Source organism: Panacagrimonas sp., assembly GCF_965216805.1.
Classification (GTDB): domain Bacteria; phylum Pseudomonadota; class Gammaproteobacteria; order Nevskiales; family Nevskiaceae; genus Panacagrimonas.
In genome coordinates this window covers 1,932,733-1,948,274 of the sequence record NZ_CBDCGN010000003.1, presented here as the reverse complement: position 1 = coordinate 1,948,274, position 15,542 = coordinate 1,932,733, and the positions used below count along the sequence as shown (strand labels likewise).

At 66.2% G+C, this 15,542-nt stretch carries 17 protein-coding genes; 3 read left to right on the top strand and 14 right to left on the bottom strand.

The features are described from left to right. Positions 1–20: 20 nt before the first annotated feature. Both rpoN and ACOOHP_RS21935 read right to left on the bottom strand, forming a co-directional pair. The gene (gene rpoN / locus ACOOHP_RS21940; protein ID WP_420468584.1) at positions 21–1,487 is read right to left on the bottom strand and encodes an RNA polymerase factor sigma-54; all 1,467 of its coding nucleotides are present in this window, start codon (positions 1,485–1,487) and stop codon (positions 21–23) included. Positions 1,488–1,703: 216 nt separating this feature from the next. Further along, positions 1,704–2,366 carry a response regulator gene (locus ACOOHP_RS21935; RefSeq protein WP_420468583.1) on the bottom strand — a complete coding sequence of 221 codons (663 nt, stop codon included), beginning with the start codon at positions 2,364–2,366 and terminating at the stop codon, positions 1,704–1,706. A 278-nt stretch (positions 2,367–2,644) separates the two neighbouring features. On the opposite strand from ACOOHP_RS21935, the gene ACOOHP_RS21930 reads away from it, so the two are divergent. The 3 genes from ACOOHP_RS21930 (at position 2,645) to ACOOHP_RS21920 (ending at position 6,742) form a co-directional block, all read left to right on the top strand. Next, entirely contained in the window at positions 2,645–4,261 is a 1,617-nt protein-coding gene (locus ACOOHP_RS21930) for a flavin-containing monooxygenase (protein WP_420468582.1), read from the top strand. 561 nt (positions 4,262–4,822) lie between these two features. Further along, positions 4,823–5,593, top strand: coding sequence for an exodeoxyribonuclease III (xth, locus tag ACOOHP_RS21925; RefSeq protein ID WP_420468581.1), 771 nt, complete (start codon positions 4,823–4,825; stop codon positions 5,591–5,593). Positions 5,594–5,731: 138 nt separating this feature from the next. After that, positions 5,732–6,742 carry a hypothetical protein gene (locus ACOOHP_RS21920; protein ID WP_420468580.1) on the top strand — a complete coding sequence of 337 codons (1,011 nt, stop codon included), beginning with the start codon at positions 5,732–5,734 and terminating at the stop codon, positions 6,740–6,742. Positions 6,743–7,375: 633 nt separating this feature from the next. On the opposite strand, the gene ACOOHP_RS21915 is transcribed toward ACOOHP_RS21920, so the two are convergent. The 12 genes from ACOOHP_RS21915 to tldD form a co-directional block, all read right to left on the bottom strand. Then, positions 7,376–7,651, bottom strand: coding sequence for an energy transducer TonB family protein (locus tag ACOOHP_RS21915; protein ID WP_420468772.1), 276 nt, complete (start codon positions 7,649–7,651; stop codon positions 7,376–7,378). 473 nt (positions 7,652–8,124) lie between these two features. Continuing rightward, complete coding sequence (locus tag ACOOHP_RS21910) at positions 8,125–8,547, bottom strand: ExbD/TolR family protein (protein WP_420468579.1); 423 nt, start codon at positions 8,545–8,547, stop codon at positions 8,125–8,127. Beyond that, positions 8,544–8,945 (bottom strand): ExbD/TolR family protein, encoded by a 402-nt coding sequence (locus ACOOHP_RS21905; RefSeq protein ID WP_420468578.1) that lies wholly within the window; start codon positions 8,943–8,945, stop codon positions 8,544–8,546. The genes ACOOHP_RS21910 and ACOOHP_RS21905 overlap by 4 nt, the downstream gene beginning before the upstream one ends. A gap of 6 nt (positions 8,946–8,951) precedes the next feature. Next, positions 8,952–9,578 (bottom strand): MotA/TolQ/ExbB proton channel family protein, encoded by a 627-nt coding sequence (locus tag ACOOHP_RS21900; protein WP_420468577.1) that lies wholly within the window; start codon positions 9,576–9,578, stop codon positions 8,952–8,954. Positions 9,579–9,580: 2 nt separating this feature from the next. Continuing rightward, positions 9,581–11,260 carry a gamma-glutamyltransferase gene (ggt, locus tag ACOOHP_RS21895; RefSeq protein WP_420468576.1) on the bottom strand — a complete coding sequence of 560 codons (1,680 nt, stop codon included), beginning with the start codon at positions 11,258–11,260 and terminating at the stop codon, positions 9,581–9,583. Beyond that, on the bottom strand, positions 11,257–11,511 hold the full coding sequence (locus tag ACOOHP_RS21890) for a YfhL family 4Fe-4S dicluster ferredoxin (RefSeq protein WP_420468575.1): 255 nt from the start codon (positions 11,509–11,511) through the stop codon (positions 11,257–11,259). The genes ggt and ACOOHP_RS21890 overlap by 4 nt, the downstream gene beginning before the upstream one ends. 26 nt (positions 11,512–11,537) lie before the next feature. Beyond that, a complete protein-coding gene (locus ACOOHP_RS21885; protein ID WP_420468574.1) occupies positions 11,538–12,308 on the bottom strand; it encodes an ABC transporter substrate-binding protein in 771 nt (256 codons plus the stop codon). Continuing rightward, complete coding sequence (coaD, locus tag ACOOHP_RS21880) at positions 12,305–12,796, bottom strand: pantetheine-phosphate adenylyltransferase (protein WP_420468573.1); 492 nt, start codon at positions 12,794–12,796, stop codon at positions 12,305–12,307. The genes ACOOHP_RS21885 and coaD overlap by 4 nt, the downstream gene beginning before the upstream one ends. Positions 12,797–12,806: 10 nt before the next feature. Then, entirely contained in the window at positions 12,807–13,397 is a 591-nt protein-coding gene (gene rsmD / locus ACOOHP_RS21875; RefSeq protein ID WP_420468572.1) for a 16S rRNA (guanine(966)-N(2))-methyltransferase RsmD, read from the bottom strand. After that, positions 13,394–13,855: a hypothetical protein gene (locus ACOOHP_RS21870; protein ID WP_420468571.1), complete on the bottom strand. Its 462-nt coding sequence runs from the start codon at positions 13,853–13,855 to the stop codon at positions 13,394–13,396. The genes rsmD and ACOOHP_RS21870 overlap by 4 nt, the downstream gene beginning before the upstream one ends. A gap of 18 nt (positions 13,856–13,873) precedes the next feature. Continuing rightward, the gene (locus ACOOHP_RS21865) at positions 13,874–14,005 is read right to left on the bottom strand and encodes a hypothetical protein (protein WP_420468570.1); all 132 of its coding nucleotides are present in this window, start codon (positions 14,003–14,005) and stop codon (positions 13,874–13,876) included. Positions 14,006–14,019: 14 nt separating this feature from the next. After that, entirely contained in the window at positions 14,020–15,483 is a 1,464-nt protein-coding gene (gene tldD / locus ACOOHP_RS21860; RefSeq protein ID WP_420468569.1) for a metalloprotease TldD, read from the bottom strand. Between the last annotated feature and the right edge of the window lie 59 nt (positions 15,484–15,542).

Here is a 15,542-nt window from a genome sequence, read left to right as displayed (position 1 = left end):
CCCCGCAGGCCCGGTTCACGCTAACCCACCAGGCTCAGGTGGCCGCGCCTGACCGGCACTTCGCGCCGTGCAGTGGCGGGCGCGATCTTCATCGCTTCACGGTACTTGGCGACCGTACGCCGCGCAACACGAATACCGTTGCGCAGCAGGATCGCCGCGATGGCGCCGTCGCACAGCGGATTGCGGCGACTCTCGCCATCGACGATGCGGCGGATCATGGCCTTCACCGCGGTGCCGGAGGCCTCGCTGTCGGAACCGGTGATCTGGCTCGGGAAGAACGCCTTGAAGTCGTACACGCCCCAAGGGGTCTGGATGAACTTGGCCATGGTGACGCGGCACACGGTGGACTCGTGCATGCCGATGGCCTCGGCCACCTCGCGCAAGGTCAGTGGCACCATCTTTTCTTCGCCGGATTCCAGGAAACCCTTCTGGCGCTCGAACACGGCACGGGCGGTCTTGAGCAGCGTTTCGTGGCGCATTTCCAGTCCGCGTACCAGCCAGCGCGCTTCCTGCAGCTTGTCCTTGAGCGCCTTGTGGGTGGATGAAGTCGCCACCGCACGCTCATAGGTGCTGTTGACGCGCACACGCGGCAGGCGATGCGGGTTGAGTTCGACTTTCCATGCACCGGGACGACCACTGACGATCACGTCCGGAATGGCGGCCTCGGCCGGCGCGCCCTGCGAGGCGCCGGGCTTGGGGTCCAGCGCCAGGATCAGATTGAACGCGGCCTTCATCTCGGCTTCGCCGACCTTGAGTTCAATACGAACCTGCTCCAGGCGGCGCTCGGCCACCAGGTCGAGGCAATGCGCGACCAGGTACAGCGCCACTTCGCGACCCAGCGTGTCACCTGGCAAGGCCTGCAACTGCAGCGACAGGCACTCCGGCAGGTTGCGTGCGCCAAAGCCGGTGGGCTCCACGCTCTGTACCAGCGCCAACGCCGCTTCGAGTTCAACGGCGCTGGCGTCGAATTCAGCGCCCAGCGCCGAGCCGATCTCGCCGAGCGATCCTTCCAGATAGCCGTTGTCGTCGATGTTCTCCAGGATCCTGGCGACGATGGCAGCCTCGCGCGGGGTGCCGATGATCAGGCGCAACTGCTCCAGCGCGGCAATGCGGGCATCGGAGGTTTCCGGCGCTGCGGTACGGGCGGTCCAGTGCTCCTCGTCGTCATCACCAGGCTCGCCGCCGGACCAGCTTTCGCGACTGGACCAGTCGAAGTCCGCTTCCACCTCGGAATGGGCATTGGCATCGCAGCCGGTGGCCGCGTTCACCTCGGCTTCGCCGGCGTCGCCCGCCGGCATTTCCGCGACCGCCTCGGGCACGGAATCGTCGGCGCCTTCGTCAGCTTCCAGCATGACGTTGTCTTCCAGGGCCTGCTCCACCTCCTGCTCCAGCTCCATCGCCGACAACTGCAGCAGACGGATGGACTGCAGCAACTGCGGCGTCAGCACCATCGACTGGGTGGCGCGAACGTTGAGGTTGGTTTTCATGTGGACTCCCTGGGTCATGCGTTCTCGGTGACCCATGGTTGCCCGCGGCGCTCATTCAGCTAAGCGGTCTTTTCCTGACGGCTTGTCAGGGTTTCCCTGAGGGCTGACGGAATTCCGTCAAGCTCGCCCGCCCTCACAAGCTGCGCGCGCTTGGGGCCCCAGCCCCAAGCCTTCGCCGGGCAGGACGTGCCACTGGCACGTCCTGAAACCCCCGGCTCAGTGTTCGTGCGCGTCCAGGCCCCAGCGCAGGGCAACCCGCATCAGGGCATTGGTGCCATACAGGCCCAGGGTCTGCATCAGCCGCGCTCGATGGGTTTCCACCGTCTTGACGCTCACACCCAGCAACTGCGCGATCTCCTTGGTGGAGCGCCCCTTGCCGATCAGGGTGAGCACTTGCCGTTGGCGCAAGGTGAGCTGGGCACTGTCTTCCACGCGCGTAGCGTCGCGACGGTCCAGCAGCAGATGCGACACCGCAGGGCTGATGTAGACCTGCTGCTTTTCCACCGCGCGCAGCGCCAAGCCAAGCTCCTGCGGCTCGGCCTGGCGGGTCAGGATCCCGGCCGCGCCCTGGCGCAACGCCGCCTTGACCTGCCCGGCGTCGGGCCGGCTGGCGAGCAACAGAACGGCCACCTCCGGGTAATGGCGACGGATCTGCGCCAGCGCGTCGATCCCGCTGACCACGGGAAGGTCCAGCTCCACCATGGCCGCCCGCGGGCGCAAGCGACCGACCGCAGACAGCAGCTCCTGCCCGTCAGCCACTTCGGCAACCACCTCGGCATGCGCCTGGGTTTCCAGCAGCAGGCGCAAGGCGGCGCGTATCAGGGTCTGGCTTTCGGCCAGAACGATCTTGACGGGACTCAGGCGTGGTGGGTTGGTCATTGGCACTACTGTGCCCGCATCACGCGCCGGTATGCACCCCGGCACGTTCAAAGGCCGATATCTGCAGCCATCCGGCGGGCGCGGCACCTGCGCACCAACGCGCGGGCCGTGGCGGCGATCGGACGGGGCGTCCCTTCCCGGCACCTCAGCCACCCGCGCGGGTGGTGTCACGCACCGCGGGCGTATATTACGGTCAAAGACTTCCCGAACCGACTGCCGCGAAGCGGCCCGCCCTGGCAGCGGCGATCGGAAGCTTCAACCAAGAGGAGATCTGAACGATGAATGCGCCTGCAAGCACCCCGCCGGGGACTCTCGATGCCGTGGTCATCGGCGCCGGCTTTGCCGGCCTGTACGCGCTGCACCGGCTGCGCGGAATGGGACTGAACGTGCACGGCTTCGAGGCAGGAACCGGCGTCGCCGGCACCTGGTATTGGAACCGCTATCCGGGGGCGCGTACCGATTCCGCTGCTGAGGTCTACCAATACTGGTTTTCCGACGAACTTCTCAACGACTGGAACTGGAGCGAACGCTTTCCGGCCCAGGAGGAAACCGAGCGCTATCTCAATTTCGTCGCCGACCGCCTGCAACTGCGACCACTGATCAGCTTCAACAGCCGGGTGAACGCGGCGCACTGGGACCCGGCCGCAAATGTCTGGGTGGTCAGCACCGACAAGGGTGAATCGGTTCGTTGCCGGTACCTGCTGTCCTGCCTGGGCCCGCTGTCGGAACCCAAGGTGCCGCCGTTCAAGGGACACGAAAACTTCAAGGGTCGGTTCCTGCATACCTCGCGCTGGCCCAAGGGCGGGATCGACCTGAGCGGCAAGCGGGTCGGCGTCATCGGCACCGGTGCGACAGGCGTGCAGGTGATCCAGACCATCGCCAGCCAGGTCGGCGAACTGTTCGTCTTTCAACGCACCCCGACCTACGCGATCGCGATGCGCAACAAGAAGCTGACCGACGAAGATCGCGCGGCGCTGCGCGGCCGTTACAAGGATCTGGGCGAACAGGTCAAACACTCGTTGACCGGTTTTGCCTTCAACATGCAGCCCAAGGCCTGGGCGCAGACCACCCCGGAAGAGCGCCGCAAGATCTTCGAGGAGCTGTACGCCGACGGCTCGCTGATCATGTGGGGCGGCAATTTCGGCGAGGTGCTGGTCGACCCGGTCGCAAATGAAGAGCTCTCGGAGTTCATGCGGGAGAAGATGCGCGCGCGGCTCACCAAGCCCGGCGTCGCCGACAAGCTCATCCCGAAGTACGGATTCGGCACGCGACGCCCGCCGCTGGACACCGGCTATCTGGAGGCCTACAACCGCGACAACGTGCATATCGTCGATCTCAAGGAAGCCCCGATCGAGTGCATCACCGGGGCCGGCATCAAGACCCGCGACGCCGAGATTCCGCTGGACGTCATCATCCTGGCCACCGGCTTCGACGCGGGCACCGGCGCGATCAACGCCATCGACATCCGCGGCCGCGATGGCGTCGCGCTCAAGGACTTGTGGGACCGCGACATCAGGACCGCGATGGGCCTGCAGAAGCACGGCTTTCCCAACTTCTTCACCTCGGCCGCGCCGCTGGCTCCGGCCGCCGCGTTCTGCAACGTGCCAACCTGCCTGCAACAGCAGGTGGAGTGGATCACCGATTGCATTGCCCACGTCGAGCAAAACGGCAAGAACAAGGTGATCGAAGCCACCCAGGCGTTCGAGGACCACTGGGTCAAGCATCACGACGAAGTGACCGGCGCGACCTTGATCGCCAAGGTCGACTCCTGGTGGACGGGCGCCAACATCGAAGGCAAGCCGCGGCGCGTGCTGTCCTACATCCACGTCGGCAACTATCGCCAAGCCTGCGAGAACGTGGCCAGCAAGGGATACGAGGGGTTCGAAATCCGCTGAAGCAGCGTCGTCGCGGGCAGGAGCGCCGGAGGCGCCGATGCCGCCTCCGGCCCCGGTAGCAGTTTTGTTGTACCTACAGACAGAGCCAAAAGAGATTGTCATCCTGAGCGCAGCGAAGGGTCTTTTTCAGAGCATGTGCACAGTCGGAAAGAAGACCCTTCGCTGCGCTCAGGGTGACAGTAGAAGTGTCGGCACTCGAACGAAAATTGCTCTATGGACGCGGTTCCGGAACCGTTTCGGAACTCGCCCGCCTGGCGGAGTGCGTGCGCTGCACCTTTCGCGGATCGCTGCCGCCGGGGCCTGGGATTCCGCTCCGGCTGCGGTGGTAATGCATCGATGCGCCCGCTGAACCTCGATCCTCCGCGGCGCAAGGGTTGCTGCGCGCTTGCCGGTTCCGCTCTAAAGTCCAGACCAGCGGCGGCCTTGGTTCGCCGGATACCCATGATCTGCTCCTGGTCAGCCGTGTGCGGCGCGCCCGCGCACTGACCTCCGGATGCGGGCTTTGCGGCGAGACGCTCTACCCGGTTTGATCGAACTGCACGGCATTGACGGAGGCAACCCATGAGAATCGGCACCTGGAACGTCAATTCGCTGCGCGTGCGACTGCCGCATTTGCTGCAGTGGCTGGCGACCGACCCGGTGGACGTACTCGGCATCCAGGAAATCAAATGTCTGGACGAGCAGGTTCCGCGTGAAGCGCTGGCCGAGATCGGCTGGCAGGTGGAAAGCAACGGACAGAAAACCTACAACGGCGTCGCCATCCTGGCGCGCCAGCCGATCGAAGACGTGACGCGCGACATTCCCGGCCTGGACGATCCGCAGAAGCGCGTGATCGCCGCCACCGTCGGTGGCGTGCGCGTGGTCTGCGTCTACGTCGTCAACGGCCAGGCCGTGGGTTCGGAGAAATACGAATACAAGCTGCGCTGGCTGGCGGCCCTGCGCGATTATCTGCACGACGAAGCGGCACGGCATCCGCGGCTGGCGGTGGTGGGTGACTACAACATCGCCCCGGCACCGGAAGACACCCACGACCCGGCCGTGTGGGAAGGGCAGATCCTGTGCAGCGAACCCGAGCGTGCGCGCTATCGCGAATTGCTGGCACTGGGCCTGTCCGACTGCCTGGCGCGGCGGCCACCGTCGGGCACGCGCTTCACCTGGTGGGATTACCGCCAAGCGGCGTTCCGTCGCGACATGGGCTTGCGCATCGACCACGTGCTGGCCTCGGCGCCGCTGACTGAACGACTGCAGGAGTGCCGCATCGAGCTGGCGCCCCGGCGGCTGGAGCGGCCCTCGGATCATGCCCCGGTGGTGGCCTGCTTCGCCCTCGCCTGAACGCCAGCCGAAGCTGTGACTCAGTGCACAGAATTTCGGTGTTTGAGGGTTTTTTACGGCTACTTTCGCCCTCATGCTGTGTCTACAGTGCCCGGCTGACGAATACCTCTTCCTGGGTATTCCCCTATCGAGGCGGCTATGAGCGGACGGCGGCGCAACCATTACGACGTGACCGACCAGGTGCGGGTATCGCATCCGGGGGACGTTGCGGCTGCGGTCTGCGGACTGATCCAGGCGCTTTACCCGCAGCAGGATCTGCATCCCTTGCGCGAGGCCTACGCCACCTTCACCCGGCTCTATGCCGGCACCCTGCCCGGCTATGTCGGCTGCGACACCCGCTATCACGACGCCCAGCACAGCCTGGATTGTTCGCTGGCGCTGGCGCGCCTGATCGACGGCCACGAGCGCAGCGTCGCGCCCGGTGCGCGGCTTGGCGCGCGGCGCGCTGTGCTGGGCATCGCGATTGCCCTGTTTCACGATGCCGGCTACATCCGCCGCACCGGCGATACCGCACGCAATGGCGCCGAATACACCCTCACCCATGTGCGTCGCAGCGGCGAGTTCATCGCCAGCTTTCTGCCCACCGTCGGTTACGCCGAAGACGCCGCGCTGGCCAGCCGCATCGTGCACTTCACCGGCTACGAGATGCCGCTGGACGACATCGCGGTACCCGAATCCAAGGACCGGCTGCTGGGCTTCCTGCTCGGCACTGCCGACATCCTGGCGCAGACCGCGGATCGCTGTTACCTGGAGAAGTGCCGCGACTTCCTGTTCGAGGAGTTCGAGATCGCCGGCCTCGCCGGCGCCCCTGGCACCAACCGCGTCACGCCGCGTTACGCCACGGTCGAAGCGCTGCTGGAAAACACCCCCGACTTCAACCGCCACTTGTGGGAAGACCGTCTGGACGGTTATTTCGGCTCCGTGCATCGATACATGGAATCTCATTTCGGTGGCCGCAATCCTTACGCCGAACAGATCCAGCGCCACATCGCGCACGTCGCCGAACTGGGCCGCAAGCGACAACTGGATAGGCTTTCCAAGCGCCCGCAATGCATCGACGCCGTCGCCCTGCGAAAGCTGATGGGTCTGGCTGAAAAGCCGGCCAAACCGCTGTCGGCGCGGTATCCCGCCAGCTTCGGCGCCGCGTAATTCGACTGCCGCTAGCGCGCCGGCGGCGACACAGCGGGCTCGTCCCCCCGCCGCCGATCACGCCACCACACCCACTGGTCAAGCCACGCAGACGCGCTGAAGCAGGAACTACTCCGGCATCACGGACATGACAGGTTTCTGCCGCCATCTGCTGGAACGGGACTTGTAGCCCCCAGGGCCGGACCGTCGTGACAAGGCGGCCATTGGGGGCGCGAGCCGGTTCGTGGAAGCGCCCATGGACCAGGTTGCAGTTGGACCGGCCCCCTGCACCACGCCAGACCGCGGCCGGCCGCCGCGAAGCGTATGCCGCGCATTATTGCTTCGAGGCGTCGCCGCGATCAGCCTGCTGGGTATATCCATGCGGCAAAAATCGTCCCATTGCGGACCGACCCGTGATGCATTCCCATGCGGTGAGACTTTGTCGCAGTCCGACGTCTTCACCGCTGACCGACTGTACGCGACCCTCCATGCGGAGGATGTCACTTCTGCATCACATTTTTCACTTCCGGGTCTGGTTCATGCCGGTAGGCAATCGGCCTCCAGGTGACTAAAGGAGAAACGAACGGTTTTTCTCCCCAGCTTCTGGCCCGGCGCACCCATCCCGCGGGCCGGACTATCAGGAGTTCAAGGCGGCTAACGGGCGGCTTGGTGAATGTGGATCGGAATGCTGAGCCGTACCGGCCGGCCGCCCGGTGGACGCGGCAACGGCGCGGCGCGATGAACGAGGTCCAGGGCCTCCTGGTCGAGTGCAGGAACGCCGGACGGCTGGGCAAGATGAATCCGTCCAACCCGCCCATCTGCCTGGATCTGCGCATCGATGACCGCGACGGCCGCCACCTGCTCCAGCGGCAGGCGTCGACGGTAGTTCGCAAGATGCCGGCGAAGATCCGACAAGTAACCTGAACTCACGCCACCCACGGCCTGCTGAGCTGGCGCGCCCGGGAGACGGTACAAGTCATCCCGCGGCTCGCGACCGCCAGGCGGCTCTGGCTCCTGGCTTCCAGCGACTTCGGCAGTATTTCGCGGCGAACCTGCAGTAGCCGACGCTTCGAGTCCGGGCGCGGCGGGTGGCGATACGGTTGTCGAACGGCGAATCGGTTTTGGCAACAGCGCTGTCGCGGACCGGCCTGTTGCGGTGGGCGGCAGCGGGGTCGAACCCGACGCAGTCGGCGCCCGCAAATCGTTTTCGGCAACGACCTCGGACGCTGCGGATGCAGCCTGCAGGAAGTCCCGATCGTCGTCACCAAGAATCACAGGCGCAGTGCTGAACCCCACCTGCCGCCCGCTGGGCCCTTGCGGGGCAGGCTGGAACGCGAAGAGCAAAGCCAGCAACCCATGGATTGCCAGCGCGACGTAAAGCGAAATCGCGGTCCTTGGCAGGTTCACCGGCGTTCGGCACGCTTTTCGGCGACGAGCAGCTCGATCCGGTCGATGCCCCTGGCCTGTACGACCGTTATCACCTCCAGCACCTCTGCGGCATCTGCCGCCGCATCTGCCTTGACCATCAGCGCGCGCTTGCTGTGCGGTGCCGCCTGCCAGCGCCGGAGCTGTGAATCCAGCGTCTCCAAACCGAACGTCGCGCCACCCAACCCCAGTCGTCCGTCCGCCGCGATCAGCAATACCTGCGCTGCGGCATCCACCGAGAGCGGCCGGTCCGAGGTGGGCGGCTCGACCTCGAACGGATCTGGCACCGAGATCGCGCCCAGCAACATGAAAAAGATCATGAGCAGGAACACGATGTTGATCAGCGGCAACATCTCGTCGCCACGTTGTCCGCTGCGGGGCGCGAGGCGCGGCAGGTTCATGGCAGCGCCTGCGCGCGGCCGAGGCGGACATCGGCACCGGTGGGCGCGAGCGCGTCGACCAGATCCACCAGTTGCAGCAGGGTCACTGCCGGGCCTGGCACCAGAATCACCTCGGGAAGTGGCTGCCGCGACTGGATGTCAGCGCGCAGATCATCCAATTCCACGGCGCGACTGTCCTGACGCATGCGGCCATCGGCGAGCAGCAGTACGACCAGGGTTTCCGTGGGCGACGGCGTCTCGGTCGCGGTAAACGCGACGGGCGCAAGGTCCACACGCAAGGCACGCCAATCCAGGCTCTGCGACGCCAGCATGAAGAAGAACAACAGGATGAACACCACGTCCACCAGCGAGGTCAGCTCGATACGGTGCTTGCGCGGCGGCGGCGAGGCCAGGCGCACGGGTCGTTACCCGGTAACGCGCGGCAGGGTCAGCAGGCGCGTCAACGCAGATTCCATCGCCTGCTGCAAGGCCTCCACGCGGCGTTCGAAATAGCTCGCCAGCGCAACGGTGGGAATGGCGATGCCCAGGCCAACCGCGGTGGTCAGCAGCGCCTGCCAGATGCCGCCGGAGAGGATGGACGGCTCCACCCGATCACCAGCGGCCTGCAGCGCCTGAAACGCTTCGATCATGCCCAGCACGGTGCCGAGCAAACCCACCAGCGGCGCGAGGCCGCCGATCAGGTCCAGGGTGCGCAGATGCGTGCGGGCTTTCTGCAAGGCCTCCACGCCGAGGCGTTCGATACGTTCGCGGGCATGGCCTGGGCTCAGGCGCGCGTCCTGCAAAATCCGGATCGCGTCTCGCAGCACCGCGGCCAATGGCGACGGCGAGTCGGCCAGTGCCACCAGGGCCTGATCGCCCTGCCCGCCTTCCCAGGCTTGCAGGCTGCGATCCACGAATTCGCGGCTACTCAGGCGCTGCTCGGAAAATTCCCACAGCTTGATGATGCTCAAGGTCACCACCGCCACCGACATGATCGCCAGCACGGCCATCACCGGCCCGCCGAGCTGTAGCCAGGCCAGGGGCGAGGTCATGCCTACTGCACGCGGGCCAGACCGACCGCGCGCGGATCCGACGCGGCTTCGACGGTGCCATCGCGCCTGACGGTGATCGCCTGCAGATTGCCGTAGCTCGAATCCAGCGGCTTGAGCACGTGGCCCATCTCCTGCAACGCCTTCTGCTCGTCGGCGCTGAAGGCGCCGGGCTCGAACTGCACCACGTCCGGCAGGTACTGGTGGTGGTAGCGCGGCAGCGCGGCAATGGCCTGCGCATCGGCGCCTTCGGTCCAGGCCAGCAGGGCGTGCAACACCATGGTGATGATGCGGCTGCCGCCGGGCGTGCCGACGATGAGCAGGCCGTGCGGACCTTCGGCGAAGGTCGGGCTCATCGACGACAGCGGTCGCTTGTGCGGCTGGATCAGGTTGGGCTCGGAGCCGATCAGCCCGTAGGCATTGGACGATTTCAGGCTGGCGGAAAAGTCATCCATCTCATCGTTGAACAGCACGCCGGTACCGGGTGCCATGTAACCGGAGCCGAATGGCAAGTTCACCGACAAGGTCGCCGCCACTCGATTGCCCTGTGCGTCCAGCACCGAGAAGTGTGTGGTCTGCGGACCCTGCGGCGGCGGCGTGGCGGCTTTCAGGCTGGTGCTGGGCGTGGCGCGCCGGCGATCAATACCGGCGGCCAATTCGCGCGTGTACTCGGTGGACAGCAGCCACCAGTCCGGCACCCGCACAAAATCCGGATCGCCGAGGTGCGCCGCACGATCACGATAGGCCCGCCGCAAGGCCTCGATCACCAGATGCTTGCCGGTCACGCCCTGATTGCCGCGCCAGCCCAGTGCTTCGAGCTGGCCCAGCGTGGTGCCCAGTGTGATGCCGCCGGCCGACGGCGGTGGCGCCGACACGATGCGGACGTCGCGAAAGTAGCTGACCGTGGGCCGGCGCTCCACCGCGCGGTAGTGGCGCAGATCGTCCAGGGTCCAGATACCGCCGTCGCGGCGCGCGCCGTCGACCAGCTGCTTGGCCACGTCGCCTTGATAGAAACCGGCCGCGCCGTGCTCGGCCATCGCGCTGAGGGTCTGTGCCAGATCCGTCTGCACCACGCGGTCGCCGGATTTCGGCGGCTGACCGTCGACTGCAAACACGCGCTGCGCTTCGGCCGACAGCCGCGGCCAGTGGCGTGCGAACGCCTCGGCCAGCTTGTCGTCGCAGGCAAAGCCCTCGCGAGCGGCGCGGATGGCCGGGGCCAGCGACTGCGAAAGCGAAAGCTTGCCGTAGCGCTGCGCCAGATAATCCAGCGCCGCCGGCTCGCCGGGAATGCCGGCCGCCAACGGCCCATCGCGCGAAGCCTTGTCGATACCGCGACCCTGGGCGTCCTGGTACATGCGTTCGTGCGCGGCGGAGGGCGCCGTCTCGCGACCGTCGACAAAGGTCTCAAAGCGATCTGCGGCCCGGTGCAGCAACCAGAAACCACCACCGCCCAGCCCCGACCCGGTCGGCTCCACCACCGCCAGGGTCGCACTCACCGCGACCGCGGCATCGAATGCGTTACCGCCAGCGGCAAAGATCTCGAACGCGGCTTCGGTGGCCAGCGGGTGCGCGCTGGCAACGGCGTTGACCCCAGGCTTGTCCGCCGCGACGGCCGCCATGGACGCGGTCCACAACAGGAGCAGGCCAAGAGCGCAGTGCCGGTTCAGCAAGAGCAAAGCCTTCATGCGTCGCCTCCAGTCAGACGCCGATATTTTTCCTGCAACTGTTCCGGGGTCTCCGCGTAATCGGGGTCCAGCGGAATGCAGTTCACCGGGCACACCTCCACACATTGCGCATGTTCGAAATGGCCGACGCACTCGGTACAACGCGCCGGGTCGATCTGGTAAATCTCGATGCCCTGGAAAATGGCCTGGTTGGGACACACGGGCTCACAGACATCGCAGTTGATGCATTCATCAGTGATCTTCAGGGCCATGATCGGAGCCTGTGCCAGGCGCGCAATTATCCCCCGGCGGCGCCGATCAGTTCACGCAGCGCACGATACCCCTCTACCAGCCGCGGACCGGGCCGCCCCAGCCACGCTTCGGTGATGGCATGGATGCGGTCATGCCGCACCGCCGGGACTTCTTCCCAGCCGGCGCGGCGGCGCACAATCTCGCTGCGGTAGTTGTGCAGCGGCACGCCGCACCAGGCCATGACCACAATGTCCGGCGCAGCACTGAGCACCTGCGCGTCGGTCAGCGGCACGCTCTTGCCTGCCACGTCGCGCCAGGGATTGCAGCCGCCGGCGCGTTCGATCAGATCAGTGGCCCAGGAATCGCGCGTGGGCGCGATCACCGGCTTGGGCCACCACTCGACGAGCACCTTCGGCGCATCGCTCACCACCGGTACGGCCGGCATGGCCTGCTGCATTTCTGCGATCAGCGCCTCGCCGCGCGAGGCCACATCCAGTGCCTGCGCGATGCGCCGGATATCGGCGTAGACATCGTCTAGCGACAGCGGCTCGCAAACCAGGGTGGGAAGATTCTCCGCAAGCAGTTGCTCCACCAGCGTCTCGTGACCCGGCAGGGTCTGCGAACTCAGTACCAAGTCGGGATGGAGTGCCTTGACGGCGGGTATGTCCAGCGACAGATCCCGGCCCAGTTTGGGCAGCGGGCCGACCACCGCCGCCGGGAAATCCGAATCCTGATCCACCCCGACCAGATACGCCGCGCAGCCCAGCGCGCACACGATCTCGGTGTTCGAGCAGGTGTGCGAGACCACTCGCATCATGAGCGGGGTCGGCCGAAGCGCGCCAGCAGCGGTTCAAGCACCGGCTCGGGCACCAGCTTCTCCACCGGCGCGCCGAGGCCGGCCAGCTCGCGCACCAGCGACGACGACAGGTGCGCGTACTCCGGCGCCGGCGTGAGCATCACCGTATCGAGCTGCGGATACAGATCACGGTTCATCACCGCCATCTGCTTCTCGTAGTCGACGTCGCCCACCGTACGCACACCGCGCACCAGCACGGTGACGCCGTGGTCGCGCGCAAAATCCACGATCAATCCCGAGAAGCCCATGACCTCCACGTTGTCGAGGTCGCGGGTGGATTCGCGGATCAGCGCGACCCGCTCGTCCAGCGAGAACTTGGGGTTCTTGGCGACGTTGGAACCGACCGCAACGATCAGCTTGGGAAACATGCGCGCGGCGCGGTGCATGATGTCGTTGTGCCCGAGCGTGATCGGGTCGAACGTGCCGGAGTACGCGGCGACGACGTTCATGATGGGACGTTCATGATAAGGGGGCTCCCGGTTCGTTTGCCGTGCAGGTCGCAAGGCCAAAGCTTACCTGACCCGCCTGTTTCTCCTTGAGCCAGGCGTAGCCCGCCGGAAGCGTGGGCGCATGACCCGCCGGCCATTCCAGGTACAGCCGGTTGTTGGACTTGAGCAGCGGCGGCAGGCGCTGCAACACCGGTTCCAACAGATCGGCCGCGTACGGCGGATCGATGAACACCAGCTCGTAGCGCTGCGCCTGCTTTGCGGCGTTGTCCAGCCAGCGCAATGCCTCGGACTGGCTCACCTCGGCGCGGGTCTCGGCGTCCAGCCGATGCAGCGCCTCACGGATGCCGAGCGACTGCGCCCGCCCCTGTTCCACAAAGTGCGTGTGCGTCGCGCCGCGGGATAGTGCTTCCAGTCCCAGCGCACCGCTGCCGGCGAACAGGTCCAGGCACACCGCGCCTTCGATGCGCGGGCTGAGCCAGTCGAACAGGGTCTGGCGCACGCGGTCCGGCGTCGGCCGCACGCCCTGGTCGGCTTCGAACGCGATCAGGCGGCTGCGCCACTGGCCGCCGATGATGCGTAACTGGCCCGGACGGCGTTTCACTCAGGTTCCAGTTCGCCGTAGCGCGCGCGCAGGCGGCGATGACGGTGGCGGAACACCGCGCCGACGAAGGATTTCAACATCGCACCCGCAGCGGCCAGCCTGGGCTCGAACACCAGTTCGTCGGTCACGCGCACACCGCCTTCGATCACGTGCAGACGGCGCCGGTGTATCCACAAGCGCTGCGACCACGACGACGAACGCTCGTCGAAACCCTGCTCGGGGTACAGCCGTTCCAGACCGAGATGGTGCCGATCCACCGGCAACACGCCGAACAAGCGGACCCAACTCGAGAACAGCAAGGGCGCGGGCGTCACGTCCTGCAGCGACGCGCGCGCAGGCGGGTAGCTCATCGACAGCCAGGGGCCCAGTTCCTCGTTGACGCCATCCAGTGTCGAGACGCGCGCCCACAAGACCGGTGCTGAAACCGCCAGGCGGCTTTCGAAGCGCAGTTCGATCACGGATGCCTCGGTGGTCTGCTACTCGTCGTTGCGGTGATCTTCCAGCTCCCGCGCACGCTGCTTGAGCAGGGCCATGTGCGACAAGTGCGACTGCAGCAATGCACCAATGGCAATGCCGAACGCAAACGCGATGAGGATGCCGATGATCATGCGCGTTCCCGCCTTCAGCCCTGGGTGCCGCCCACGGTCAGGCTGTCCAGCCGCAGGGTCGGCTGGCCGACGCCGACCGGCACGCTTTGGCCGTCCTTGCCGCAGATGCCGATACCCGCATCGAGCTTGAGATCGTTGCCCACCATGCTCACGCGCGTCAGCACCTCCGGCCCGTTGCCGATCAGGGTGGCGCCCTTGACCGGCCGCGTGATCCTGCCGTCTTCGATGAGATAGGCCTCCGACGCCGAGAAGGTGAAATTGCCGGAGGTGATGTCGACCTGGCCGCCGCCGAAGCTCACCGCATAGATGCCGCGCGGCACGCTGGCGATGATCTCGGCAGGGTCTGATTTGCCGCCCAGCATGTAGGTGTTGGTCATGCGCGGCATCACCAGACTGGCAAAGGATTCGCGCCGGCCATTGCCGGTGGCCTTGGCTTTCATCAGGCGTGCGTTGAGCGAATCCTGCATGTAGCCAGCGAGCTGGCCGTTGTCGATCAGGGTGGTGCAGTTGCTGGTGTTGCCCTCGTCGTCCAGGTTCAGCGAACCGCGGCGACCCGGCAGGGTGCCGTCGTCGACCACGGTACACAGTTCGGACGCCACTTTCTGACCGACACGGCCGGAAAACGCCGAGGTGCCCTTACGGTTGAAGTCGCCCTCCAGACCGTGACCAATGGCCTCGTGCAGCAATATTCCAGGCCAGCCGGGGCCCAGCACCACCGGCATGGCGCCGGCCGGCGCCGGCACCGAGTCGAGCAGCACCAGTGCCTGTCGCACCGCTTCGCGGGCGTAGCTTTCGGGAAGATCTTCAGAAAAATATTCCAGCTCGGCGCGCGCGCCGCCGCCCACATGGGCCTGCTCGCGACGGCCGTTGTGCTCGACGATGACGGTCACGTCCATCCGCACCAGCGGCCGCACGTCGGCGGCGCGACGACCGTCGGCACGCACGATGAACACCACCTCGTACTGCGCCGCGAGCGCACACATCACCTGCTTGACCCGCGGATCGGCCGCACGGGCGGCCGCATCGGCGCGCCGCAGCAAGGCCAGCTTGGCATCGGCATGGGCCGAACCCGGCGGATCGACCGGCGCGTACAACGCCCGGCCCTGCACGATCTGCTGGGGCGCGATAGGCACGCTGCGGGTGTCGCGCACGATGGCACGCGCCGCGGTGGCGGCCTCGGTGAGTGCGTCCAATTGAATGTCTTCGGAATACGCCAGGCCTTGCTTTTCGCCGGCGATGGCGCGTACGCCGACGCCCTGCTCCACCGAATGACTGCCGGATTTGACGATGCCTTCCTCCAGTGACCAGTGCTCAGTGCGCGTGTACTGGAAATACAGGTCGGCGTCGTCGGCACCACTGTCCAGCGTGGTGGACAGCACCGCATCCAGGTTGGATTCGCTCAGGCCGGCGGGATCGAGGAACTGGCGATGCGCGATGGACAGGGCACCACGGTCGTCAACGGCTTGGATATCGGTCATGACAGACGGGGAAATGGGTTCGCGACCAGCCTAGCAGGACTGGCGCTGCAGGTAGGACT